We start from the raw sequence: 23,904 nt of genomic DNA, 5'->3' as shown, positions 1-23,904 counted from the left end.
TCTTGGCTGTATTTCCTGACTAAGCGCAGCATATTTTAGTCAGTACATGGGTTAAATGTTGGTAATATACTACTTAAGCGTTCAGACAAGACAAAATCCTTGCAGAATAAATTGGACATTCATAATGAGTAAGCTGCTTAAACTTTTTCAAGACTCCTCTTCTCTCTATGGCAGCAACGCCGACTTTGTTGAGAATCTGTATGAACGATTCCTGGAAGACCCGGATTCTGTCGAAGCCAGCTGGCAAAAAAAATTCAACGAAATTCACAACGGCGCCGATTTTGAAACGCCTCACAGCCCTGTCGTAGAGCGCTTTGCGCAACTTGCGCTTAAATCTCAAGGCAGACTGGCAAAGTTACAAGGTTTTACCGAAGAAAGCGTCAAAAAACAATCGGCTGTTGCCCGGCTCATCAATCATTACCGGGTCCGCGGACACCAGATTGCCAACAATAATCCGTTGGGAAGGACCTTGCCCCCGCCCGCCGATATGGATCCTGCTTATTACGGTCTTTCCGAGCCCGACATGGACACGCTGTTCGACACCGGCGCGCTTTACGGAGTCGACCGGCTGCCTTTGCGCAACATTATCGCCAACCTGCAAGAGATTTACTGCGGCAGTATCGGCTCCGAATACATGCACATCGCCGATACCCAGATCAGGCGCTGGATCATAAACCGTTTGGAAAGTTCCAAAACCAACCTGGACTTGGGACCTGAAAAAAAACTTTGGCTGCTCAAATTACTGACCGCCGCCGAAGGCATAGAAAGCCATTTGCACAATCGATTCGTCGGTCAAAAGCGTTTTTCTCTGGAAGGCGGCGAATCACTGATTCCGATTCTGGACGAATTAATTCAAGGATTCGGCGCAAAAGGCGTTAATGAAATCGTAATCGGCATGGCGCATCGGGGCCGGTTGAATGTGCTGGTCAACATTCTGGGCAAAAGCCCCGCCAGCCTGTTTAATGAATTTGCCGGCACTTCGCCGCTTTCGCCGGGCGTCAGTACCGGCGATGTCAAATACCACATGGGATTTTCATCCGACCTCAGCACGCCGGGGGGGCCGACCCATATCACATTGGCGTTCAATCCATCGCATCTGGAGATCATCAATCCGGTGGTCGAAGGTTCGGTCAAGGCCCGTCAGGACAGGGCGGGGGAAAACGGCATCAACACGGTCATCCCGATATTAATCCACGGCGATGCAGCCTTTTCCGGTCAAGGCATTATCATGGAAACCCTGAACATGTCGCAAACCCGCGCTTTTTCCACCGGCGGAACCGTGCATATCGTCATCAACAATCAAATCGGCTTTACCACCAGCAACCCGAAGGATGCACGCTCCACGCTTTATTGCACCGATGTGGCCAGCATGATCCAGGCCCCGGTTTTTCATGTCAACGGCGACGATCCCGACGCGGTTATATTTGTCACCAAACTGGCGCTGGATTACCGGATGACCTTTAACAAGGATGTCGTCATCGACCTTATTTGCTATCGCAGGCTTGGGCATAATGAAGCCGACGAACCCTCGGCCACCCAGCCGTTGATGTATAAAAAAATCCGCAAACTGAAAACGACGCGGAAGCTTTATGCCGAGAAGCTGATTAAAGCCGGGCTTATCACCGATGAGCAAGCGACAGAGCTCGAGCAAAACTACCAAAAACTGCTCGAAGCCGGCGAAGTGGTGTCCAGGCCTGTGCTAACCGACGGCCCCTACCCTTACACCAATCAATGGAATAAATTCCTGGGCAGCGACTGGAAATCAGCCTGTAAAACGGCTGTTTCCATGGATCGCCTACGCTTTTGCAACGACAGAATGCAGCGTTTGCCGACCGGCTTTGAGTTACATCCCAGGGTCGCCAAAGTCATGGATAACCGCCGTAAAATGGCGGCGGGAGCGATGCCGCTGGACTGGGGCTTTGCCGAAAACATGGCCTATGCGACCTTGCTGATGGAGAAATACGACGTTCGACTGACCGGGCAGGATGTCGGGCGCGGCACCTTTGTGCATCGCCATGCTGTGTTACATAATCAATTGCAGAATAAAACCTATACGCCGCTTAAACATCTGGACAAAGATCAGGGCAATGCTCAGATATTCGACTCCCTGCTATCCGAAGCGGGCGTGCTAGGTTTCGAATACGGCTACAGCACGACGATGCCGGACACCTTGGTCATCTGGGAAGCGCAATTCGGCGATTTCGCCAATGGCGCGCAAGTCGTTATCGACCAGTTTATCAGTTCCGGCGAAACCAAATGGGGCCGCATGTGCAACCTGGTGATGCTGCTGCCGCACGGTTTTGAAGGCCAGGGGCCGGAACACTCCTCCGCCCGCCTGGAACGCTATCTGCAATTGTGCGCCGAACATAATATGCAGGTTTGCAGTCCGACCACGCCTGCGCAAATATTCCACTTGTTACGTCGCCAGATGCTGCGTCCGTATCGCAAACCGTTGATCGTGATGAGTCCGAAGAGCCTGCTGCGGCATAAGCTGGCGGTTTCCACGTTGGAAGATTTAACCTCCGGCCAGTTCCTATCCGTCATCGGCGAGCAGGACGACATCAATCCGAAAAAAGTGACCCGTCTGGTCATGTGCGCCGGTAAAGTCTATTACGATCTGCTGGAAGCACGGCGCCAGGACGATCTCAAACATGTCGCTATTGCGCGCATTGAGCAGCTCTATCCTTTTCCCGACGAGTTATTTAGAGCGGAAGTTAGCAAATACCCGCAACTCAAGGAATTCATCTGGTGCCAGGAAGAACCCCAAAACCAAGGCGCCTGGTATCAGTCCAAACATCACTTTAGCGACAATCTGGGCCCCAAAATCAGCATGACTTATGCCGGTCGCGAGGCCTCGGCAGCACCCGCTGTCGGCAATTTTCGCGTCCATATAGAACAACAAAAAGCCGTCGTTCAATCGGCTCTTTACGGCAAACCTTCAGGAAAATAACATGAGCATTGAAGTCTTAGTCCCCAACCTCCCCGAATCCGTTTCCGACGCAACGCTGATCGCCTGGCATAAGCAGCCCGGCGACACCGTTATCAAGAACGAAAATCTCGTCGACCTTGAAACGGATAAAGTGGTGCTCGAAGTCCCGGCGCCGGAATCCGGCATCCTAGGCAAAATACTCAAGGAAGACGGCTCCATTGTGGTCGGCGGCGACGTGCTCGCCTTACTGGAACCCCAAGCTATAGAAGCAAGCCCGACAACGGCGGCCAGCGCAGAATCCGAGCAAGAAGAATCCGACATACCGCTAAGCCCTTCGGTACGCCGGTTAATCGCTGAAAATGCGTTGGATCCATCGGCCATTAAAGGCTCTGGAAAAGACGGCCGCCTGACTAAAACCGATGTCCTGGATTATCTGCATAAAAAAAACCTGCAGGAAGCCCAGCTCATAGTACCTGCGGCCAAAGCCGAAATCCCCCCGTCTTCAACAAAGGTGGAAGCTCCTACCGCCATCAGTCAACCGACGTCTAAGGAGACGACGGAACGCCGGGGGGGCTCAAATCTGAGACCGGAGCAGCGTGTTCCGATGACCCGGCTAAGGGCCAAAGTGGCCGAACGCCTGTTACAGGCCCAGCAAAATGCCGCGATGTTGACCACCTTTAATGAAGTCAACATGCAAAACGTGATTGATCTACGCAACCAATACAAAGAACGCTTTGAAAAAAAGCACCATGTCAAACTGGGCTTTATGTCGTTCTTTGTTAAGGCTTCGATAGAAGCCTTAAAGCGCTTTCCGGCGATCAACGCCTCCATTGACGACAACGACATTATCTATCACGGCTACTACGACATCGGCATTGCGGTCAGCACCGAGCGCGGCCTGATCGTACCGGTGCTGCGCGATGCGGATCAACTCGATTTTGCCGGCATTGAGCAAAGCATCGTCGATTTCGGCGCAAAGACCCGATCCGGCACCCTGACCTACGACGACTTGAAAGGCGGCACCTTCACGATCACCAACGGCGGTATTTTCGGCTCCATGCTGTCCACGCCGATACTCAATCCGCCGCAATGCGCCATCCTGGGTATGCATGCGATCAAAGAGCGCGCTGTGGTTGAAAACGGGCAGATTGTTATCAGGCCGATCATGTACCTGGCTTTATCGTATGATCATCGTCTGGTTGACGGCCGCGAAGCCGTGCAATTTTTAGTCACTATCAAAGAATGCCTGGAAGCGCCCGCCCACTTATTACTTAACATATAAGACCATGCAAAAAAAACAAATACAGCCGTTCGATGTAATCGTTATCGGCGCAGGGCCGGCAGGCTATTCCAGCGCCATCCGTTGCGCCCAGCTCGGCCTGAAAACCGCCTGTATTGACAACTGGCATAATGAAAAGGGCCGTAGCAGCTTGGGCGGCACCTACCTCAACGCCGGTTGTGTTGCGTCTTTAGCCTTATTGGAATCGGCGAAAATTTATCACTCGCTCAACCACAATCTGAAGCAACACGGTATCCAGGCCGATGCCGTTACTGCGGATATTACGCTGATGATGCAGCGCAAAAACAATATTATCGAAACACTCAGCCGACAAATTGCCGACTTGTTTGCGCAGCACAAAATTACCTGCATTCAAGCGAAAGCCAAATTGCTTAATGAACGACGGGTGGAAATTACGCCGGCGGATCGATCGCCTTCATCAATAATCGGAGCCAAGCATATCATTCTGGCTACAGGCTCCTCCCCGGTCGATTTGCCCGGCGCACAAATCGACAATGCATTTATTATTGATTCCGGCATGGCTTTAAATCTCGACGCAGTCCCCAAGAGACTGGCCATAATCGGCGCGGGCGTTATCGGCCTTGAATTAGCCGGCATCTGGAGCAGGCTTGGCGCCGAAACCATCCTGTTGGAAGCGCAGGAAACATTTTTAAGCATGACCGATCAGCAAATCGCGCGCGAGGCTTACCGTATTTACACCGAACAGGGGCTGGAACTGCGTTTGGGCGCACGGGTTATTTCCGCAAAAAAAGGCAACAAAAAAGTCACGGTAGAATATCAGGATAGTGAAGGCACTCACGCGCTGCGCGTCGATAAACTGATTGTTGCATCCGGCCGGAAACCCAACACCGAAAATCTGGCCGCCGCCGAAGCCGATTTACTGCTGGATGAAAACGGCTATGTCTATGTCGATGAAAACTGCCGCAGCAACCTGCCCGGCGTTTACGCGATCGGCGACCTGACCTTGCTGGGTCCGATGATTGCCCACAAAGGCATAGAGGAAGGCCTATTTGTTGCCGAACAAATCGCCGGTCTCCATAATCCTATCAACTATGATCTTTTGCCCAGCGTTGTTTTTACCGAACCCGAAATTGCCTGGGTCGGCCAGACCGAACAAGCTTTAAGAGCGATGGGCGAGCCGATCAAAATCGGCGTCTACCCCTTAAAAGCCACCGCTCGCGCCCAAGCTTTAGGCCAAACGGAAGGCATGGTTAAGATTATCGCACACGCAGAAACCGACGCTCTGCTCGGCATTCACATCATCGGCACGCAAGCTTCCGAAATGATTGCCGAAGCCGTGCTGGCCATGGAGTTTTCCGCCAGTAGCGAAGACCTGGCCAGAACCATACACGCCCACCCTACCCTTGCCAAAGCCCTGCATGGCGCGGCGCTGGCTCTCAAAACAAGATTCAGCACTTAAGGCCGGAATCGGCTTGATTTTTTGATTAAAAACAACCTTCTCGCCGACTTCAGGCATTAAAAAAATCGAGGCGGTTTGTTCATCAAGCCTTCATGCTCTTCGCGGTAAAAACATTCCAGCTACTTGTATACCATCACCGGTCCCAGTATTTCTAAAGCGTCCGGCCTTATTTCATGTCAAAATATACGTTTATCTTACCGTGTTAAATCGAGAATTTAAGTCTTTATGAAAATTGCTATTTTATCCCGCAACCCCAAACTGTATTCGACTTCACGGTTGGTTCAGGCCGCAGAAGCACGGGGCCATGAGGTACGGGTTCTGGATGTATTGCGTTGTTACATGAACATTACTTCGCACAACCCATCCATTCATTACCGCGGCGAAGATTTAACGGGATTCGACGCCGTTATTCCCCGGATCGGCGCTTCAGTCACTTTCTACGGGACTGCGGTATTGCGGCAATTTGAGATGATGAATGTATTGCCTTTGAACGAGTCGGTAGCCATATCACGATCCCGCGATAAGTTAAGGTCAACCCAGCTGCTTGCCAGAAAAGGCATCGGTCTGCCGGTAACCGGCTTTGCCAATAATCCTGACGACATTGAAGACTTAATCGCCCAGGTCGGCGGCGCTCCGCTGGTCATTAAACTGCTGGAAGGCACCCAAGGCATCGGCGTGGTTCTGGCCGAAACCCATAATGCCGCGGAAAGCGTTATTCAGGCGTTCATGGGACTCAAAGCCAATATCATGGTGCAGGAATTTATCAAGGAAGCCTGCGGCAGCGACATTCGCTGCTTTGTAGTCGGCGATAAGGTCGTTGCCGCGATGAAACGCCAAGCCACAGAGGGGGAGTTTCGTTCCAATCTACATCGCGGCGGTTCCGCCACTTTAGTGCGTTTAACGCCCGAGGAACGCTCTACCGCAGTGCGAGCGGCAAAAATCATGGGACTGAATGTGTGCGGCGTCGATATGCTGCGCTCCAATCATGGCCCTGTCATTATGGAGGTTAACTCGTCTCCCGGACTGCAAGGCATTGAAAACGCCAGCGGCAAGAACATCGCCGACTTAATCATTCAATTTATTGAAAAACGCTTTGAGACGCTGGAAATATCCAAAGACAAATCGCCTACCAGCACCAACCCCAGAACCCGTACTCGCGGTAAAGGCTAAGCGTGCGCCCGGCTTCCAACACGCGTAGACTACCCATAACGAGGTGAAACATGTCGGACTTTAAAAAATACCACTGCTTGGAATGTGAACACATCTACGATGAAGAAAAAGGCGACCCGGATAGCGGCATTGCACCGGGAACCCGTTGGGCGGACATTCCCGATAGCTGGGATTGCCCGATATGCGGCGCCCCAAAAAGCTTTTTCAAATTGATCGAATAAGCTTTAACTTTTATAACCGTTAGATACGGGGACATCCAAAATGACACGCCGCTATATTTTTGCATTACCCTACTCCATTCCGTCGACCGCGTTATTTAACAAAGCCGCCCGGCGACTCCTTCTGGCGCTGCTGTTTCTTTGTCCCTTTACTGTCATTGCCGCCGATACCTGGAGCTATCACCAGGAAAGCGACCGATTGACCAATCGAAACTATAGCTTTGCGCTGTCGCCGCTGCCGCCCCGCGGTCTTTATGACAACATCAGACTGGAAATCATCTGCAAGGACAATGCCCTGCAAGTGGTCATTAATGCCGACAGCTTGATCGCCTCGCAAGGCAGCGCTTTTGATTTTGAATACCAAATCGACAAAAATCCCCCCGTTAAACTACAGATGAAAACCTTCAAGGACTCGAAACGCAGAGGCTATACGGAAGAGCATGCCAAACGCATCATCGACGACTTGCTGACCGGACAATCGGTTTTTATTCGCGTCAACACCATGATCCGCAAGGTTCTGTCCGCCGCCATACCCTTGGAAAATGCCGCCGAACCTGTTAATCGGGTCGTTGCCGATTGCGGCCTTGCCTTATCAAGCGCCCCGGCCTATACCCTGGACGAATTTGAACAGGACTTCGCCAAACTGCCTTCAGAGCAACAACAGCAAGTGTTGAGTAAAGTAAAAAAAATCATCTTGGAAACACAAAAGGCTCTTTCAACAGAGAAATGAGTATAATTAGACAAATTCTCGAACACTGAGCAGAGCCGCTGGAAAACACACCATGAAATCACAACCTATTTTTGATTATCCGCTTTTTGCGCTGGGATTTAGAGCCTTTTTCGCCTTGGCAGGCCTTGCGGCGCTGATTCTGATTGTCTTCTGGAACGCCATATTCAACGGCACGTTAACATCGGAACATTATTTCTCCAACAACTACTGGCATGCGCACGAAATGCTGCTGGGTTACGCGGTTGCCGTCATCGCAGGATTTTTATTGACCGCAGTCAAAAACTGGACCGGCAAACAGACTTTGACCGGCGACCCGTTGGCAAACTTGTGCCTGTTATGGCTTTACGGGCGCATCCTGCCGTTTTATACGGGCCTGTTGCCTGACGCCTTGATTGCGCTGGTGGATTTTTCATTTCTGCCCGTCTTGGCTTATCAAGTCAGCAAACCGATCATTGAGGCAAAGCAGTACCGCAATCTGTTCTTCATCGGGCTGTTGCTGCTGTTGGCGCTAAGTAACGGCATGATCCACCTTGAAATGCTGGGCTTGCGGCCTAACTCCGCTGCAACCGGCATCCAGCTGGCGGTTGCGACTATTATTATTTTAATTTTGATCATTGCCGGGCGGGTGTTTCCATTCTTTACCGAGCGCGGCATACCGGGAACGCTGATTATCAGAAACCCGTTGCTGGATAACGTATCGGTAGCTTCAGCCGTTATCGTATTCGCCCTGCAACTGTTCGGTATTTCAGGAACCTTGCTGGCCTTGGCGGCAGTTGCCGCCGTTATCGTTAATATCGCCAGGCTGTCCGGCTGGTATGTGCAACGCGTCATCTATGTACCGCTGTTATGGGTGCTTTATGCCGGTTACGGCTGGGTGATCCTCGGCTTTTTGTTGACCGTGTTATCGGCTTATTCGTTGGTGTCGCCGTCGTTGGCGTTGCATGCTTTTACGCTGGGCGGTATCGGCGTATTAACGCTGGGCATGATGGCGCGGGTATCGCTAGGCCATACCGGCCGTGCGATGAAAGCTTCCAATGCGATAGCCGTCGCGTTTGTATTGATCAATGTCGCCGCATTATTCCGGGTTTTATTGCCGATAGCGATGCCGGGATGGTACGAAACTTTAATCTATATCTCGACGCTTTCCTGGCTGGCGGCCTTCTCCTTATTCGTCTTTGTTTACGGACCGATATTAACCAGTGCCAGAATTGACGGCCAGGAGGGTTAATGCTGTCGAGGTTGGATGGCATTGTCGAACTGGTAACCAGCTCCCTGGTTTTGTTTTCCAGCATCGGCATCTTTGTATTGACCTTGAACGCCCGTTACACCCATGCCATCGGCCGACTCAGAGACATCTACGAGGAGCTGAAAACCAGTTCAACCGCGGAAAAACTGGAGAAAGAACTCAACTCGATGGTGTACCGGTGTCAAGTGCTCAAGTGGAGTTTCGCCCTGCTGTTATGCAGCGCGATAAGCAGCGGCGTGTTTATGCTGGGCTCAATCTCTTCGCGGTTTACCGATCAAATCAGCACTGAAGTCTTGGTTGTATTTGTCGTGCTCAGCGTGTTGTTTATTTTCAGCTCAATGGTTTGTTTGTTTATCGATGTGCTGGCTTCTTTACGGGCGACTATGATTCATATTGAGAGAGTGAAATAACCTGAACCCCTCCGAGTGCGTTGATTTTTTAGTTAAAACCGACCGGCCTTAACAGCTGTGTAGGAACGGAATGTGGCCACCATTTTTTATCATACCAATGCTGTGAATTTGAATTGAAACATCAGACCTCGTGCCGCAAAACTGGGACAGCGCCATTCAGCTGGAGTGTGAACAGGGCTCTATCTTAAATTAAGGTATTTTTTGTCTGGACAATAGGGTCCACTTTAGAGTAAAAATTTTAAACAAACATGATAAACCCGAAAAACATAAAAGCGACGAGGGTTCCAGCTTACAACCCAAACATACTTAACTTCTATAAAATATAAACTGAAAAACTAAAATCTATGGTTGAATACTGAAAAAATAAGGCAAAAGAAAAGTATGTGGAATCGGTGTAAACGTAACCTAGAATGTAAGAAGCTTCGCAAGCAGAGAAGTAAGCCAGAAAGTAAGTGGATACGTAAACCATATGGGAATACGTCAGTTGTTTTTGTGCATGGAATTCTATCCAATTCAATAAAATGTTGGAAAAACTCCAACGGTACATATTGGCCAAAATTACTTAAAGACGAACCGGAGTTAAATTCTATAGGTATTTATGTTTTTAACTATAAATCAGGCGTTGATAGTGGCACTTTTGATCTAGAGGATATTGTTAAGAGCCTAAAAAATCGTTTCGATATGGACGGTATAAACACTAATCAAAATGTTATCTTCGTTTGCCACAGTATGGGAGGAGTTGTTGTTAGACAATTGATTATTGAATCTGAACAAGAATTAATAAATCGAAAAATTAAAATTGGTCTTTTTTTGGTTGCTTCTCCTTCATTAGGTTCAAGATATGCCAATTTGTTATATCCTCTCATCAAACTATTTGGAAATCAGCAAGCTGAAACTTTATATTTTATTAAAAACCAGCAGTTATCTACTATACACGATGGATTTCTTTCCTGGAAACTTAGGCATGAGTCTGAGATAGATGGTAAAGAGTTAGTAGAAGACACACTAACGCAAAATAAAATAATAAATTTTCTTATCTCAACACAGATTGTTGAACGTTCTTCTGCAAACATTTATTTCCCTGATTATGTAAAGATTTCAGGCGCTGATCATTCATTGATTGCTAAACCTAATAATAATAGGGCGGAACAGCATAAAACTCTAATAAATTTCATAAAAAAAATATGTTCCGATAATTCACAATCTGTTTTATCAAAGATTGATATTAGTGAAGATGCCCCCTTAGCTGTTTTTGAAAAACTTTCAAAAATCGAAAATCTAAGATTCCCCCCTCTTTGGTATAACTGCTTAGAGGACAGAGATAAAAAGGCTATGAATCGCTTTAGATTTGCTATTGAAGATAGCGATGAAAGCTGGTTCATTCCTACTGTACATATTAGTTGGAATAAAGACGCTCCAGAACGTTATGCGCTGGAAGATAAAATGAATGATTTAGCCAGTTATAAAGACATTTATGCTCTATTAGAAGACGTCAAAAAATTTGATCAAGAAGCAGTAATTACTTGGTATGGAGATAGAGTGCCTTTCAAAAAAACGGTTGACAATAGCGAATATTCAGAGGAACAACAAGTTCACCATATTTTTGTTTAAGTCGAGAAGGTAAATTTTCATTTACCTTCTCTCTTAAAAGTCAAAACCCGTTATTGCATATGCGTAAGGGCGAACTACTGAATTAACGTAGTTACTTTATTCGGCGAGAAAGCCTGTTGAGCAGCTACAGCTCTAGGTGATTCTCGTTGTAGCTTTCCTGTAAAGGAAAAGCATTCTAACATAAAATAAATGAAACTTAAAGCCGAGGAATACACTAAATGAAGATTCAACAATTGCGCTTTTCCTGTATATGGACGGTTAGTTTATTAGGGAAGATGGAGAAAAATGTGTTGGGTAAAAGTTATATACAAAGAGATATTTTTAAACAGCTATTTAACAGACAGTCAAGTGAATGGTTATTGCCGTGGAACGATGATGGAAATGATTCATGGCAGCATTACCTTAACCGATCTTTTTTCTGGAAACACTATCTTGAACTCCAACTTGATGATATTTCAGAAAATGATTATTACTCAGTGCTATCGGATAAAAGTTATTATGGTAGTTCATATCATAGGGGATGGACTCATTTACTACCGTTAAAAGATAAAGCGCCTAAAATAAAAACCGAATCAACCAAAACAGATATAAGACTTGATAATTTTTGTTATCCTTTTGGAATAGGAATAATTGCAACGGTTTTTATAAAACCCAACTCGTCTTTGGAAGAAACCATAAATAACGCAGTTGACGCACGACATGGCAAGCATGATATTACTTATGAAGACGGTCAATCAGATGCAAGCACGCTCCAAGAATTAGCACAACAACAAGCGAATCATCTCTACCAAAAACTTTTTTCGTCTTTGTCTTTTGCTCCAACATTAAATAATATTTGCTTACCACATGATCCGTTTACCATAACTACCATTATTGAGGCGAAAGAAACACAGAATGAACACTGCCAAAATCTACACAAATATAAAGATACAGATACTTTTAGGTATTTAGTTAACGGATTATGTGGCTTTGATAGGGACTGGAAAGTTAATCAAGTAGCTGATAACTTTTGTATTGATGATAAAGAAATAAGTCATCAAAAACAAGCTGTTAAAAACTTGATAATCGGAACAAAAAATAGTCGGCTTATCTGGTTTCCAGAACATTTTACGAAAAGAGCGGCAAGTAATATTAATAAACTTGGTCGTTATCATCGTCATTTATCATTGTTAAGCTTACAAACGGAAATTCTGATAAAAGTTTTGCAAAATTACAATAAATTAAAAGAAACTAAGCAGCAAAAATATATTGCCAGACGCGCATTACTATTAATTAAGTTGTTAAATAAAAGTTCAAAATTTGGTGTATTTCAGTCGTGGAGTGCAGTTAAGCGAATACAACTAGACCCAATTCCTAACATCATTAACAGAGCGAGTCACAAATTATATGGCAAAGGATTTAGTATGGATAATTGTGCAAATAGTAAATCCGCAACAGTGCGTAGTGCGTAGGTTGGGCTGAGGTACGAAGCCCAACACTTTTCGGCGCCATTCCGTTGGGCTTCCTTACGTCCGAGAAAGAAGCAGTCTGGTGACAGAAGCGGCACAGTTTGCTTTTGAGAGATTGGGAATTCACCCTAATGAAAGCTTGCCTCCAGAAAAACACCAAGAATTTATCGACCTTATGATGGAACGGATAACACCTTTCATTGCGGCCCACATGAAAAAACCGTTTCAACTAGATTAGTTCAATAGGCTGGGTTGAATACAGTGAAACCCAGCATCGACGGTCATAAATCTAGGTTTCGCGTCGCATAAAGCGCCTACTTTTGGTGCTCTACCCAGTCTACAGCTCTGTTTATGCAGAGTTTACAACTCCATTCCGAACATTTTGACAGGTGGCTTAAAGCTATTTGTAAATATGCTTTCGATGAGCAATGTCGTTAAGAACGATTATAAAACGATCACCTTCAAATACTGCCAATAAGCGGTAATCGCCGACTCTGTATGACCAGAATTCGGACAACGGACCTTGTAGTCGTTTTCCCAGTCGCCTTGGATCATCCAATTTAGCCAAGCGGGAAGTAAGGAAGGTGCTGATTCTTTGCTGTACCGTTTAACCAACTTGTTAAACTGTCTTGCAGCTTGAACAGTAAATTCAATCTTCCAAGTCATTGTCTTTTATTAGTTGATCTAAAGACACGGTTTGACCTGTACGCTTGTATTCAGCATAAGATTGTTCGGCGCGAGCAACTGCTTCCCTTTCTGATTGGTAGTCAAGGATAAAGTCTTCGATCAGCTGAGAGACGCTTATACCCTGTTCTACTGCGATATGCTCAAGCTGATGCTCAAGCTGTTGGTCTAGTGTAATCATAGAACCACCTTGTATTTTTCAGAGTAATTTATTTTACATGGTCAGGTTTGATCTTTTCTCGTAGCAGCCCTAATAACTGCTCGGCAAGACCCATTTCAGGAACGGCTTTTACCGGGACAAACCAATGCCGGTCGCCTGCGAACGCCATGCACTTTACCGCGTCCTTCTCGGTCATCAATACCGGCTCCGAATCTGAAAACAAGATGTCGCTAACCTGGAATTTATAATGATCCGGGAAGCTGTGGGTTTTACAGGTCAAACCTGCTGACTCCAGCAGCTTGAAGAACCGGTCGGGGTTGCCGATGCCCGCCAAGGCATGGCAACCGGTAACGTTAAATTCCTGCAACGGTTTTTGGTGCCCGGTAGCGAGGTTGACGGCCGTATTGCCGGTGATTTGCATCGAAAACTCGTTGTCTTCCGCTTTCTCTCCATTCACGACTCTAAAATCGACGCTTTGCAATCTTTCTATCGGTTCACGTAACGGCCCGGCCGGCAGGCAATAGCCGTTGCCGAAACGCCTTTCCCCGTCAATCACGGCGATCTCAATATCCCTGTTCAGCGCGTAATGTTGCAGGCCGTCGTCGGATAAAATGACATTGCAGTCCGATTTTTCAAGCAGCAGTTTCCCTGCATCCGCCCGCAGCGGACTGACGGCCATCGGGCAGGCGGTTTGCTTGGCGATCAGCAAAGCCTCGTCTCCGACCTGTTCCGCCGTGCTGTTTGCATCGACCCACTGGGGCCAGACTTCAGCCTGCCCGCCGTAGCCTCGGCTGATAATGCCGGGCTTAAAACCCTGGCTTTTAAGCAACTCGGCCAGCCAGATAATCAACGGCGTTTTGCCGGTGCCGCCGACGGTAATGTTGCCTATCACGATAACCGGAACCGGAAGGCTGTGTTTTTTTAACACGCCGATACGGTACAAAAACTTCCTGAATTTAACGAAATCGCTGAATACAAAACCCAGCGGCATAAGCCACACGCCGATAAACGGGTCTTTGTACCAGATGTCCACCAGCCATCGGGATAAGGTTTTTTTCATGGTTATTCGGCCGGATGCAGGGTGGCAAAAGTGATACGGCTGAATCCGACCTGACCGGCAATATCCAGCGCCGTCATGACCGCCTTGTTAGGCGTTTTGTCGTCTGCGTTGATGATAAAAGGGACATCCTTTGAATTGACTGCAAGTTCGCCCAGCTCCTGTTTTAAGCCGGTCCTGGTTTGATCGGCTAATTGATGAGCCAGCCCGTCATCACCGACCAACGAGTAAATACCGTTTGCATCGATCATCAGGGAAACTGTTTTGGGATGTTCCTCAGCCGCAGATCCTTCCGCCTCGGGAAGCTTGATATTGACTTCCGTATGTTGGCTAAAGGTTGTAGAGACCATGAAGAACAGCAACAGCACAAACAGCACGTCGATCATTGAGATCAACGTAATATCGACATTCTCCCTTTTTTTACGCTGGAACTTCATCAGGACGTCCGGTCTTCGTGCAACATATCGACCAGTTTTAACGCTTCCTCTTCCATGGTGACGACATATTCGTCGACCAGCCTTTCAAAATAGCGATGAAAAACCAGACTGGGGATGGCCACGGTCAATCCCGACGCGGTCGTAATCAACGCCACCGAGATGCCGCCAGCCAAAACGGCGGGATTGCCGGCGCCATGCTGCAACAGCGAGGCAAAAATATCGATCATGCCGAATACGGTGCCTAACAAACCCAGCAAAGGGCTGACGGCTGCGATAGTACCCAAGGTATTGAGGAAACGCTCCAGGTCATGCACAACCCTGCGACCGGTTTCTTCAATGCATTCCTTCATGAATTTCCTGCCGTGATGGCTGTTGGCGAGGCCTGCGGCCAAAATACAGCCGAGCGGAGAGCTGTTTCTCAATTGCCGCAAAGTGGCGTCATCCAGCTTTTTTTCGCGCGACAATCGCCATACCTGCGCAACCAGCTCGGGCGGTATAATTTTCTTTCTACGCAAAGACCAAAAACGTTCCGCGATAATACCCATGGCGCCAATGGAACACAGTACGATCGGCAGCATCATCCAGCCGCCGCTTTTTATGATTTCAAACACATTATTTCCCAAAAAATTACAAGTCGGGTTGAACTAACCCGGCGCTATTTTAACCCAAGACCGTCTTATCTTGAGAACTTTCCCTCCCAACCCAGATATAGACGATCACAAAAGCAATGCTACAAAAAACCGCCGCCATTGAATAGACGGACTGAGCCCCCAACGAATCCCAATAATAGCCGCTGTAGTAACTGCCCAGCATCCCGCCCAGACCAAACCCCAAACTGGCGTAGAGCGCTTGGCCTTTACCCTGATGCCGGTCGCCAAAATACTGATGAACCAAATGAATAGCGGCGACATGAACACCGGCAAAGGTTGCCGCGTGCAATAGCTGGGCAAAAATCAACAACCAAAAATAATCGATGCACCAGCCAATTATCAACCAGCGCATTATCGACAGCAGGCTGCTGGCCAATAAAATCGCCCGCAGGGAAAACCGCTTCAACACCCGGCGCATGTAAATAAATAAAACAATCTCGGCAAAAACACCCAGCGCCCAAAGAAATCCGGTCAGGCTTGCCGAGTACTGGTAGTGTTTCAGGTAAATCGAATAAAAAACGTAATACGGCGCATGGGCGAACTGTAACAACATACTCGCCAGCAGAAACGCCAACACTTCCGGTCTTTTTATGATTTGCAGGATGCCGATAGCGGCAGTCTCGTGATGGGTCGCCTGAGCCGGCGGCGTCATCAAGCTGACCAGCCAGATCATCGCCATCCATGAAGTAACCGCTGCCGGGATTATGTCGGACGGCAGGACATCCAATAACCGGCCTACGCCCAGCACCGAAACAATAAAACCGATAGATCCCCACAGCCTTATCCGGCTGTAGCGATGCGCTTGGTCTTTTAAATGGTATAAGGTTACCGCCTCGAATTGCGGCAACGTGGAGTTCCAAAAAATGCCGAAGGCGACCGTTACCCAGGCGAACCAGGAATAACCGTCAATAATCAAAAAACCGGCGAACAGTAAAGCGGTTAAAAAAGAGCTTATGCGGATAATGCGTAAATTTTGGCCGGTATGATCGGCAATCCAGCCGCATAGCATCGGAGCGATAATTCTTGTGCCGCCCAGCAACGCAAAGAGTTCGCCGATTTGAACCGGATTAAAGCCGCTTTCTTTTAAATAGAGGCTCCAGTAAGGGAGAAAAGTCCCTACCGTGGCGAAATAAAAGAAGTAAAAGCCTGACAGGCGCCAGTATGGAATTGACATTGAATTGCTCATCTTCAGTCGATCCCACGCACGCGTCAGTGCCATTAAGTTGGATTTTAGTAAGCGCTAGTTCCCAAGCTGGAGCTTGGGAATTCAGTGCAGGAAGCTCTAGCTTCCCGACTCGCGAAGCTAGAGCTTCGCGATCTGGGTTCCCAAGCTGGAGCTTGGGAACCAGCTTAACCAGTTTAATCCTTTACTAAATAGTAGTAACGTCGCCCGTGGAAATGAGGGTAACTGTCTCTTATCTTAAAACAGGCAGTCCCGATTGAACGTTCAAGTTTTGCGCCCGATGCCGCAACAGATGATCCATAATCACTATCGCCATCATCGCCTCGGCAATCGGCGTTGCCCGTATGCCGACGCAAGGATCGTGGCGGCCTTCGGTAACCACTTCAATCGCCTCGCCTTGCAGGTTGATGCTTCTGCCCGGCAGCCGCAAGCTGGAGGTCGGCTTCAAAGCGATACTGGCAGTTACATTCTGGCCGCTGGAAATGCCGCCCAAAATGCCGCCGGCATGATTGCTTAAAAAGCCGTCCGGGGTGATTTCATCGCGAAACTGGGTGCCTTTGCTGTCGATGCAGGCAAAACCGTCACCGATTTCCACGCCTTTGACCGCATTGATGCTCATCAAGGCATGGGCTAAATCCGCATCGAGCCGGTCGAAAATAGGCTCGCCCAAACCCGGCGGCACGTTGGTTGCCAAGACTTCAATTCTTGCGCCGATGGACTCGCCTTCTTTGCGCAACGCATCCATATAGGCTTCCATGTCCGCGACTTTATCCGCATCGGGGCAGAAAAACGGATTGCTGTCGATAATAGACCAATCGACTTTTTCGATTTTTATCGGCCCCAACTGCGACAGATAACCGCGTATTTCTATACCGGCCTCTTCCTTCAGGTATTTTTTGGCGATGCCGCCCGCCGCAACCCGCATGGCGGTTTCGCGAGCCGACGAGCGTCCGCCGCCCCGGTAATCCCTGATTCCGTATTTGTGCTGGTAGCTGTAGTCGGCATGGCCGGGCCTGAAGGTATCGGCGATTTTCGAATAATCTTTGGAGCGCTGATCGGTGTTTTCAATCAGCAATCCGATAGGCGTGCCGGTGGTTTTGCCTTCAAACACGCCGGACAAAATCCTGACTTCATCGGCTTCGCGGCGTTGGGTGGTGTGACGTGAGGTGCCGGGTTTCCTGCGATCCAGGTCTTCCTGCAAATCGGCTTCGGTCAAGGCCATGCCCGGAGGGCAGCCATCGACGATACAGCCTATCGCGGGACCGTGGCTTTCGCCGAACGAGGTGACGGTGAATAATTTTCCTATTGTGTTTCCAGACATAGTTATAAAGCCGCTAAAAATAATTCGTTATATTGACTGACCTGCTCGGCCGTCAGCAAAAACACGCCGTCGCCGCCGCGTTCAAAGTCCAGCCAGTAAAAAGGCACATCGGGGAAGGCGTTCTGCAATGTTTCGGCGCTGCTGCCCACTTCCACAATCAAAATCCCCTGCTCCGCCAAATAACGGTCGGCATCGGCCAGGATGCGCAAAACAATATCCAGTCCGGTGTGTCCGCCCTTAAACCCCATATCGGGCTCGGCGCGAAACTCTGCGGGCAATTGTTCCCATTCTTCATGGCTCACATAAGGCGGATTGCTGACGATGATGTCATAGCGGACATCGGGCAGTTCTTTAAACAAGTCCGACTGGTAAAGGCTTACCGCATCATCCAGATCATGCTTGGCGACATTGATTTTTGCGACCGCCAGCGCATCCGCCGATAAATCCACCGCATCGACGTCGGCGGCGGGAAAGGCATAAGCGCAGGCTATCGCGATGCAGGCGCTGCCGGTACATAAATCCAGGATACGTTCGACCTGTTCTTCATCGACCCAAGGCGCAAAACGCTGTTCGATCAATTCGGCGATAGGCGATCTCGGCACCAGCACCCGCTGGTCGACATAAAACGACAGGCCTGCAAAAATGGCTTCATGCGTCAGATAGGCGGCCGGTATGCGCTCGTTGATACGTCTGTCGACCATATCGATCACAGCCTGGCGCTCAGTCAGCGTTAAAACGCTTTGCAGATAGGCGTCGGCCAAGTTATAGGGTTGGCGGACGGTATGTAAAACCAGCGCCGCCGCTTCATCCAGCGCGGTTTCAGTGCCGTGGCCGAAACACACCCCGGCCTCGGTAAACCGGCTGGCGGCCCAGCGGATATAATCGCGGATGGTGGATAAGGTTGTTAAAACTTCAGATGGCGTTGTTTTCATCGCTAAGATAGATGCAATACGGTTCGACTAAACGGTAGATTTTAAACTAAACTTTGCGGGCTTGTTTGAATATTAAAGAAACGCAACGTGGGCAAAACCAATAACAAGCTCAGCAATACCGCCCCGTAAGTTTGGTTAAAACAGACTTCGGCATCGAACCCATAATGACTTATCCCGATCCTGCATTTGCAGCTGCCGTAAAGAAATTGCAAATTATTCGCCGGCGAAAATTTCCCGGCGATTTTAAAGATATGTAGATCCATGCCGACAATTAGTTTCGCAATGACAATAATCGGCCAATATCGATAAATAAACGACCTGCCCATTTAAATGCGAATGACGGCATGAATAGAGTGGATACCGCCAAAAATGAAATCGAATCTATCCTGCAATGGACATTAACTCGCCGATCAACACCCAAAGCCTGTTAGCTTCCAGCAGGTTGGCGGAAAACCCGTTAAACCTGAAGGTTGGGCAGCAGCTGGACGTAAAAGTAATCGGCGCGGACATACAAGCGGCAAAAAACGCCATTACCCTGAGCCTCGGCGACAAGAATGTCACCGTGCAAAGCAACCAGCCGATTACGCCAAAACCCGGGCAGGATTTAAAAATCCAGGTTACCCAGGTCGCCCCTGTCGTAGAATTTAAAGTGCTCGATTCATTACCCGAACTAAAAACCCAAGCCGCCGAATTGCGCTTGAGGTTAATTGCGACCGCCAGGGATGGTGGAAGTGTCGCAAGCGGTAGGGAACCGATGCGACCGAACGCCAGGGATGGTGGAAGTGCTGCAATCGGTAAGGAACCGATGCAGCCGAACGCCAGGGATGGTGGAAGTGCTGCAATCGGTAAGGAACCGATGCGGCCGACTGCGAATGATGGCGGAAATACCGCAAGCGCGGCGCGGACGACTGTCGCTAATGCCGGAAGCGCCGCAATCGGCAGGCCGGTTGCCGATGAAAAACAAGGCGGCGTTCCCGCCTCATTCCTGCCGACACAGCCGCTGGACGCGAAAATAATCAGTATCGCCGGAAATAAAATCCAATTGCAGGTTTCATCGACTGCGGATGCAGGCAACAAACAAACCGGCCTTATCACTATTGATCGAGCGCAATTGACCAATGCGCCGCCGGATCTAAAACCAGGACAAAGCCTTAATCTGGAAATCGTTAAAACAGGACCCACGCCTGAATTCAAGGTTATCCCAGCCTCAACCAACATTCCCGAAGCCAAAATAACCGAATTTGTAAAACAGTTTCTGCCGCGGCATGAAGCTTCACCGATCATGTTAAATCAGTTGATAAAAGATTTGCCGCAACTGATGAAAAACGACAGCGTGCCTCAAGCTCTGAAGGATATTGCCGCAAAAATAATCCAGAACCTGCCGCCTAAAGAACAGCTGATCACCAGTCAGGGCCTCAAGCAATCGATAGTCAATTCAGGGGTGTTTCTTGAAGCCAAGTTGCCGTCCTCAATGACTCAGGCCGAATTACTTAAAGAGCTGCCCCAACTGATAAAAAATGCCAGCGTCCCCCAGTCGCTGCAACGTATCGCTGCGGAAATATTGCAGAACCTGACGCAAAAAGAGCCCTTGCTTAACAGCCCTGGAGTTCCTGCTTCAAAGCCTATTACCGAAGCCGAATCAGCGCCGTTAAAGACAAACCCGGCAAGCCCCCCGATAGAGACGCCGAAAAGCACTGCCGGACTCATTACCGATGATTTCAAAGGCAACTTGCTTAAATTTATCCAAGCCTTAAAGCAGGAAATTGTGCATCAAGGCGAGCAGCCATCAAATCAAGTCGATCTTGACCTGCTCAAAAACCTGCAACATAAAACCGAAAACACCGTCGCCAAGATAGTGCTGGACCAATTGACCTCCCTGCCCAAGGACGACAACCCAAAGCAGCTATGGATTATCGACATTCCTTTTATTGACAGGCAACAGGCGGAATCGGTCAGGATTGAAGTGCAGCGGGACAAGGAAAACAACCAACAATCCGGCAGCCACGACTGGTCGGTCAACATCACGATTACACCACCGGGATTGGGTACGATTCATTGCCTGGTTTCCTACCAAAACGATATTATCAATACCTTCTTTAAGAGCCCGGCCATTCAAACGACTGAGCTCATCAAACACAACCTTGATTATTTGAAAAACCAGCTTGAAGAATCGGGATTAAAAACGGGGCACATGGACGCGCTAGACGGAGCTCAAAAACCGCAACCGGCGCATCCTCATCAACTGACCGGAAAAAAGCTGTTTGACGATAAGGCGTAGACGTTTTGACGATCTAACGCTCTCGCCCGGCTTCATGAAACGCCTTTAATCGCGCAATGTTTAATGTTTATGTCGTAAGCCTTATCCGCTAAACCGGCAGAGGCTTTAACGTTTTCAAGCAAGAGTATCGCTTGCTTGCATTCAGCTTCCTGGCCGCCTGTCAGGATATACTTAATCGGCATGCCTAAAGCATCGCAGAGCGCGTGGATCTTACAGCTAAAACCATCTTTGGAACGACCCAGCCTCATTATCGGCAGAGCTGTTTGCCCCCAGCCGCGCTGGCATGCGACCTAACCACCGATCCGTCCATAGAAACATCCTGTAAATCCGAGGCTTCAGAAAAATGGCCGAAGAGCTTTTCCCAGACGCCATTGGCACACCAGCGTGAAAAACGCTTGAATACGCTATTCCACTTACCATGCGTTGGCGGCAAAACCCGCCACTGCGATCCCGAACGTAATATCCACAAGCACGCACTAATAAATTGTCTGCACGTGCCTAGCTGCCCGACATGAATGCCTGTCAATTTCTTTAAGTTTGCCAATATTCGCAGCCATTCTTCATCACTTAAATTTATCCGGTTCATTCTACTCAAAATGATCGATTCTACCGGATTAGTAAAACGTCAACAGAACCAGTTAGGCATGTAGGATGGTTTCGCGTAACAAACCGTCAATCGTCGTACAACGCCAATGTCAGCCCGGCGTAGCTATGGTGAATTGCCTGCGGCGAATCCATCTTACAACGTTAGAGGTTTTTTAATCAAAAATCAATCGAGTCTGACCCCATTGATTTACGACAACGGCGGGCGACGGCTTCGATAAAATAGTTGGCGGTCGAGCCGGTACCCAAGCCGATCAGCATGCCGTGTTTGACTAATTGAGCGGCGTGTTCGGCGACGCGTTGCTTGTCGTTCATGTCGATCTCCCCCGGTTAACGTAACGGTGTTTTAAATTTTGATTTTGTTTAATCTTCAACAGGATTTTACCTCGTTTCCACATGCCACGTGAGAATGCAGCGGTGAGGGCGCATCGCGCGCCTTTTCGGCTAGTTAGTTCCCAAACTCCAGCTGAATAATCGCTGTGTGAGAGCGAAGAAAATGTGCCGGTAGTACGAATTTAATCCCGTATGCCGCGCCGAGTACCGGAGCTTTCGGCGGGAACAGCCCGTTAGGGGTGCGGCAGGGATGCCGCACGTTGCCAGAGGGCCAAGGATGGCCCTTCTGGCAACCCCCGTCGAAAGCGAGGAACGCAGGATCAAAGCGGCAACCGGGTCGCCTTTTCTTTGGATACTTTCTTTTGGCGAAGCAAAAGAAAGTATCTCGCCCTCGGGTGCGAGAACCCGATTAAATCAAGCGTCGCGCTAGCGACACATTGTTAATGTTGTTGGGAGATGGTTCCCGTTGGAAATGTTGGGCTTTATTGCTTTCCGCCCAACATACAGGACTGTGGTTTGCGGACGAGTGAATAGCAGTATCCAGTTCAATACCGTCAGGTTAAAAAATGCGGCGCTTTTTCATGGCAGATTCGGTAGCGGCTACGGACCATAATATTTAATCCTCGTGGCGCAGCGCGCCTAGACTGCATTCCCACGCGGCGCGTGGGAACGAGACATCTCCACCCGATCAGCGTTACATCACTGCCATTAAGGTGAGGGCTAGTTCCCAAGCTCCAGCTTGGGAATTCGGTGTGGGAAGCTCCAGCTTCCAGTCTCGCGAAGCTAGAGCTTCCTCATCTGGGTTCCCAAGCTGGAGCTTGGGAACCAGTGCAAACATACAGAACTGCGGTTTGCGGACGAGTGAATAGCAGTATCCAGTTCAATACCGTCATGTTAAAAAATGCGGCGCTTTTTCATGGCAGATTCGATAGCGACTACGGCCCATAATATTTAATCCTCGTGGCGCAGCGCGCCTAGACTGCATTCCCACGCGGCGCGTGGGAATGAGACAGCGCTTTTAAAATTTCATTTCTTTAATATATGGCATTAAATTGAAATACTTCATACTCGCTTGGTTTAAAAAAATACTTATTAGAGTATAAAAAAACAATAAAGGTTTTGATGTACCTCTTGCAACTACCTTAGATCCTGAATCTGGCAATGCAGAGAACATTCCATCTTGAGACTGATTCATAATAACTCCTTTTTCTAAAATACAGATTGAATCTATTCTTTTGTGAGGTTCATTATGGTTTTGGTATGCATTTAAATTACTCAGAACAGAATCAAGACTAGGAGAATCAAATGCAAAAACAAAATGTTGAATAGGCCAATAATCCCATTCTTTTCCATACAAAGTTTTGGTACTTACAATTACTCCTTTATCCTCAAAATATGCTTTTTTATTAAGGGCTTTAACGCTCTGCATATTTTTGTACGACTTTTCTAACTCTGTTTTATCTAAAAAAGCTTTTACCTCAATTACTGCATAAGCACATTCTATTGGAATTACCCTTGTTTCACCGGATTGATAAAAAATAGGTGTTTTAGTTGAATCACAAATTATAATATCAAGCTGTTTTGATTGATTACCTTCTGAATCAACTAACATCCCCGTAGTAATATCCAAAGACTTCGGCAAATATTGTCTTAGAAATTTTTTTACAACCTCTTCATTTGCGTCGCCTTTTAAACCGGAATGGGTAAGTGATTTTTGTGCTTTTACAAAATCACTTTTCATTTGGCTCGAAACTTCGTCAAAGACTTCTTTCAAATCCATTTAA

The 23,904-nt window shown here is 48.2% G+C and carries 23 protein-coding genes; 12 read left to right on the top strand and 11 right to left on the bottom strand.

Annotated features, from left to right (window positions below; translation table 11 throughout):
• Window positions 1-121 precede the first annotated feature (121 nt).
• The 11 genes from V3O24_RS13770 (at window position 122) to V3O24_RS13720 (ending at window position 12,720) form a co-directional block, all read left to right on the top strand.
• Entirely contained in the window at window positions 122-2,950 is a 2,829-nt protein-coding gene (locus V3O24_RS13770; protein WP_331307718.1) for a 2-oxoglutarate dehydrogenase E1 component, read from the top strand.
• 1 nt (window position 2,951) lies between these two features.
• The gene (gene odhB, locus V3O24_RS13765) at window positions 2,952-4,211 is read left to right on the top strand and encodes a 2-oxoglutarate dehydrogenase complex dihydrolipoyllysine-residue succinyltransferase (protein WP_331307661.1); all 1,260 of its coding nucleotides are present in this window, start codon (window positions 2,952-2,954) and stop codon (window positions 4,209-4,211) included.
• 4 nt (window positions 4,212-4,215) lie between these two features.
• Entirely contained in the window at window positions 4,216-5,649 is a 1,434-nt protein-coding gene (lpdA, locus tag V3O24_RS13760; protein WP_331307660.1) for a dihydrolipoyl dehydrogenase, read from the top strand.
• A 225-nt stretch (window positions 5,650-5,874) separates the two neighbouring features.
• Window positions 5,875-6,819 carry a 30S ribosomal protein S6--L-glutamate ligase gene (gene rimK / locus V3O24_RS13755; protein ID WP_331307659.1) on the top strand — a complete coding sequence of 315 codons (945 nt, stop codon included), beginning with the start codon at window positions 5,875-5,877 and terminating at the stop codon, window positions 6,817-6,819.
• 50 nt (window positions 6,820-6,869) lie between these two features.
• A complete protein-coding gene (locus V3O24_RS13750; RefSeq protein WP_331307658.1) occupies window positions 6,870-7,040 on the top strand; it encodes a rubredoxin in 171 nt (56 codons plus the stop codon).
• A gap of 40 nt (window positions 7,041-7,080) precedes the next feature.
• Window positions 7,081-7,767, top strand: a complete 687-nt coding sequence (locus tag V3O24_RS13745) for a hypothetical protein (protein ID WP_331307657.1) — start codon at window positions 7,081-7,083, stop codon at window positions 7,765-7,767.
• A 52-nt stretch (window positions 7,768-7,819) separates the two neighbouring features.
• Window positions 7,820-8,995, top strand: coding sequence for an NnrS family protein (locus V3O24_RS13740; protein ID WP_331307656.1), 1,176 nt, complete (start codon window positions 7,820-7,822; stop codon window positions 8,993-8,995).
• Window positions 8,995-9,423 carry a DUF2721 domain-containing protein gene (locus V3O24_RS13735; RefSeq protein ID WP_104424289.1) on the top strand — a complete coding sequence of 143 codons (429 nt, stop codon included), beginning with the start codon at window positions 8,995-8,997 and terminating at the stop codon, window positions 9,421-9,423. The genes V3O24_RS13740 and V3O24_RS13735 overlap by 1 nt, the downstream gene beginning before the upstream one ends.
• Before the next feature lie 348 nt (window positions 9,424-9,771).
• Complete coding sequence (locus V3O24_RS13730; RefSeq protein ID WP_331307655.1) at window positions 9,772-11,034, top strand: hypothetical protein; 1,263 nt, start codon at window positions 9,772-9,774, stop codon at window positions 11,032-11,034.
• A gap of 218 nt (window positions 11,035-11,252) precedes the next feature.
• Window positions 11,253-12,485 carry a hypothetical protein gene (locus tag V3O24_RS13725; protein WP_331307654.1) on the top strand — a complete coding sequence of 411 codons (1,233 nt, stop codon included), beginning with the start codon at window positions 11,253-11,255 and terminating at the stop codon, window positions 12,483-12,485.
• Window positions 12,486-12,564: 79 nt separating this feature from the next.
• Window positions 12,565-12,720: a hypothetical protein gene (locus tag V3O24_RS13720; protein WP_331307653.1), complete on the top strand. Its 156-nt coding sequence runs from the start codon at window positions 12,565-12,567 to the stop codon at window positions 12,718-12,720.
• A gap of 411 nt (window positions 12,721-13,131) precedes the next feature.
• Here V3O24_RS13720 and V3O24_RS13715 read toward each other — a convergent pair whose 3' ends face one another.
• The 7 genes from V3O24_RS13715 to prmB form a co-directional block, all read right to left on the bottom strand.
• Entirely contained in the window at window positions 13,132-13,347 is a 216-nt protein-coding gene (locus V3O24_RS13715) for a hypothetical protein (RefSeq protein ID WP_331307652.1), read from the bottom strand.
• Window positions 13,348-13,375: 28 nt separating this feature from the next.
• Window positions 13,376-14,386, bottom strand: a complete 1,011-nt coding sequence (gene lpxK / locus V3O24_RS13710) for a tetraacyldisaccharide 4'-kinase (protein ID WP_331307651.1) — start codon at window positions 14,384-14,386, stop codon at window positions 13,376-13,378.
• A 2-nt stretch (window positions 14,387-14,388) separates the two neighbouring features.
• Window positions 14,389-14,820, bottom strand: a complete 432-nt coding sequence (locus tag V3O24_RS13705; protein ID WP_331307650.1) for a biopolymer transporter ExbD — start codon at window positions 14,818-14,820, stop codon at window positions 14,389-14,391.
• Window positions 14,820-15,431, bottom strand: coding sequence for a MotA/TolQ/ExbB proton channel family protein (locus V3O24_RS13700; RefSeq protein WP_104424295.1), 612 nt, complete (start codon window positions 15,429-15,431; stop codon window positions 14,820-14,822). The genes V3O24_RS13705 and V3O24_RS13700 overlap by 1 nt, the downstream gene beginning before the upstream one ends.
• Before the next feature lie 49 nt (window positions 15,432-15,480).
• A complete protein-coding gene (locus V3O24_RS13695) occupies window positions 15,481-16,644 on the bottom strand; it encodes an MFS transporter (RefSeq protein WP_331307649.1) in 1,164 nt (387 codons plus the stop codon).
• Window positions 16,645-16,885: 241 nt separating this feature from the next.
• Window positions 16,886-17,974 (bottom strand): chorismate synthase, encoded by a 1,089-nt coding sequence (gene aroC, locus V3O24_RS13690; protein WP_331307648.1) that lies wholly within the window; start codon window positions 17,972-17,974, stop codon window positions 16,886-16,888.
• A 2-nt stretch (window positions 17,975-17,976) separates the two neighbouring features.
• Window positions 17,977-18,906 (bottom strand): 50S ribosomal protein L3 N(5)-glutamine methyltransferase, encoded by a 930-nt coding sequence (prmB, locus tag V3O24_RS13685; RefSeq protein ID WP_331307647.1) that lies wholly within the window; start codon window positions 18,904-18,906, stop codon window positions 17,977-17,979.
• A gap of 391 nt (window positions 18,907-19,297) precedes the next feature.
• On the opposite strand from prmB, the gene V3O24_RS13680 reads away from it, so the two are divergent.
• Window positions 19,298-21,184 (top strand): flagellar hook-length control protein FliK, encoded by a 1,887-nt coding sequence (locus V3O24_RS13680; RefSeq protein ID WP_331307646.1) that lies wholly within the window; start codon window positions 19,298-19,300, stop codon window positions 21,182-21,184.
• Between the two features lie 32 nt (window positions 21,185-21,216).
• Here the strand turns inward: V3O24_RS13680 and V3O24_RS13675 are convergent, their stop codons facing one another.
• From V3O24_RS13675 to V3O24_RS13660, 4 genes are all read right to left on the bottom strand, one after another.
• Complete coding sequence (locus V3O24_RS13675) at window positions 21,217-21,366, bottom strand: hypothetical protein (protein ID WP_331307645.1); 150 nt, start codon at window positions 21,364-21,366, stop codon at window positions 21,217-21,219.
• Between the two features lie 65 nt (window positions 21,367-21,431).
• Window positions 21,432-21,770 (bottom strand): transposase, encoded by a 339-nt coding sequence (locus V3O24_RS13670; protein ID WP_331307644.1) that lies wholly within the window; start codon window positions 21,768-21,770, stop codon window positions 21,432-21,434.
• 176 nt (window positions 21,771-21,946) lie between these two features.
• Window positions 21,947-22,102, bottom strand: coding sequence for a hypothetical protein (locus V3O24_RS13665; RefSeq protein WP_331307643.1), 156 nt, complete (start codon window positions 22,100-22,102; stop codon window positions 21,947-21,949).
• A gap of 1,036 nt (window positions 22,103-23,138) precedes the next feature.
• Window positions 23,139-23,900: a DUF6602 domain-containing protein gene (locus tag V3O24_RS13660; protein ID WP_331307642.1), complete on the bottom strand. Its 762-nt coding sequence runs from the start codon at window positions 23,898-23,900 to the stop codon at window positions 23,139-23,141.
• Window positions 23,901-23,904 lie beyond the last annotated feature (4 nt).

The sequence above is a fragment of the Methylobacter sp. Wu8 genome, from assembly GCF_036440755.1.
In the GTDB taxonomy this organism is placed as follows: Bacteria; Pseudomonadota; Gammaproteobacteria; order Methylococcales; family Methylomonadaceae; genus Methylobacter_A; species Methylobacter_A tundripaludum_A.
The sequence above is the reverse complement of the archived record's forward strand: the minus strand, read 5'-3'. Positions and strand labels throughout refer to the sequence as shown.

Excerpts from the sequence above, each read along its gene's own strand:
- odhB (WP_331307661.1), top strand. The coding sequence starts at position 2,952 with ATGAGCATTGAAGTCTTAGTCCCCAACCTCCCCGAATCCGTTTCCGAC.
- lpdA (WP_331307660.1), top strand. The coding sequence starts at position 4,216 with ATGCAAAAAAAACAAATACAGCCGTTCGATGTAATCGTTATCGGCGCA.
- rimK (WP_331307659.1), top strand. The coding sequence starts at position 5,875 with ATGAAAATTGCTATTTTATCCCGCAACCCCAAACTGTATTCGACTTCA.
- V3O24_RS13750 (WP_331307658.1), top strand. The coding sequence starts at position 6,870 with ATGTCGGACTTTAAAAAATACCACTGCTTGGAATGTGAACACATCTAC.
- V3O24_RS13745 (WP_331307657.1), top strand. The coding sequence starts at position 7,081 with ATGACACGCCGCTATATTTTTGCATTACCCTACTCCATTCCGTCGACC.
- V3O24_RS13740 (WP_331307656.1), top strand. The coding sequence starts at position 7,820 with ATGAAATCACAACCTATTTTTGATTATCCGCTTTTTGCGCTGGGATTT.
- V3O24_RS13735 (WP_104424289.1), top strand. The coding sequence starts at position 8,995 with ATGCTGTCGAGGTTGGATGGCATTGTCGAACTGGTAACCAGCTCCCTG.
- V3O24_RS13725 (WP_331307654.1), top strand. The coding sequence starts at position 11,253 with ATGAAGATTCAACAATTGCGCTTTTCCTGTATATGGACGGTTAGTTTA.
- V3O24_RS13715 (WP_331307652.1), bottom strand. The coding sequence starts at position 13,347 with ATGATTACACTAGACCAACAGCTTGAGCATCAGCTTGAGCATATCGCA.
- lpxK (WP_331307651.1), bottom strand. The coding sequence starts at position 14,386 with ATGAAAAAAACCTTATCCCGATGGCTGGTGGACATCTGGTACAAAGAC.
- V3O24_RS13705 (WP_331307650.1), bottom strand. The coding sequence starts at position 14,820 with ATGAAGTTCCAGCGTAAAAAAAGGGAGAATGTCGATATTACGTTGATC.
- V3O24_RS13695 (WP_331307649.1), bottom strand. The coding sequence starts at position 16,644 with ATGTCAATTCCATACTGGCGCCTGTCAGGCTTTTACTTCTTTTATTTC.
- aroC (WP_331307648.1), bottom strand. The coding sequence starts at position 17,974 with ATGTCTGGAAACACAATAGGAAAATTATTCACCGTCACCTCGTTCGGC.
- prmB (WP_331307647.1), bottom strand. The coding sequence starts at position 18,906 with ATGAAAACAACGCCATCTGAAGTTTTAACAACCTTATCCACCATCCGC.
- V3O24_RS13680 (WP_331307646.1), top strand. The coding sequence starts at position 19,298 with ATGGACATTAACTCGCCGATCAACACCCAAAGCCTGTTAGCTTCCAGC.
- V3O24_RS13675 (WP_331307645.1), bottom strand. The coding sequence starts at position 21,366 with ATGCCGATTAAGTATATCCTGACAGGCGGCCAGGAAGCTGAATGCAAG.
- V3O24_RS13670 (WP_331307644.1), bottom strand. The coding sequence starts at position 21,770 with ATGAACCGGATAAATTTAAGTGATGAAGAATGGCTGCGAATATTGGCA.
- V3O24_RS13665 (WP_331307643.1), bottom strand. The coding sequence starts at position 22,102 with ATGAACGACAAGCAACGCGTCGCCGAACACGCCGCTCAATTAGTCAAA.
- V3O24_RS13660 (WP_331307642.1), bottom strand. The coding sequence starts at position 23,900 with ATGGATTTGAAAGAAGTCTTTGACGAAGTTTCGAGCCAAATGAAAAGT.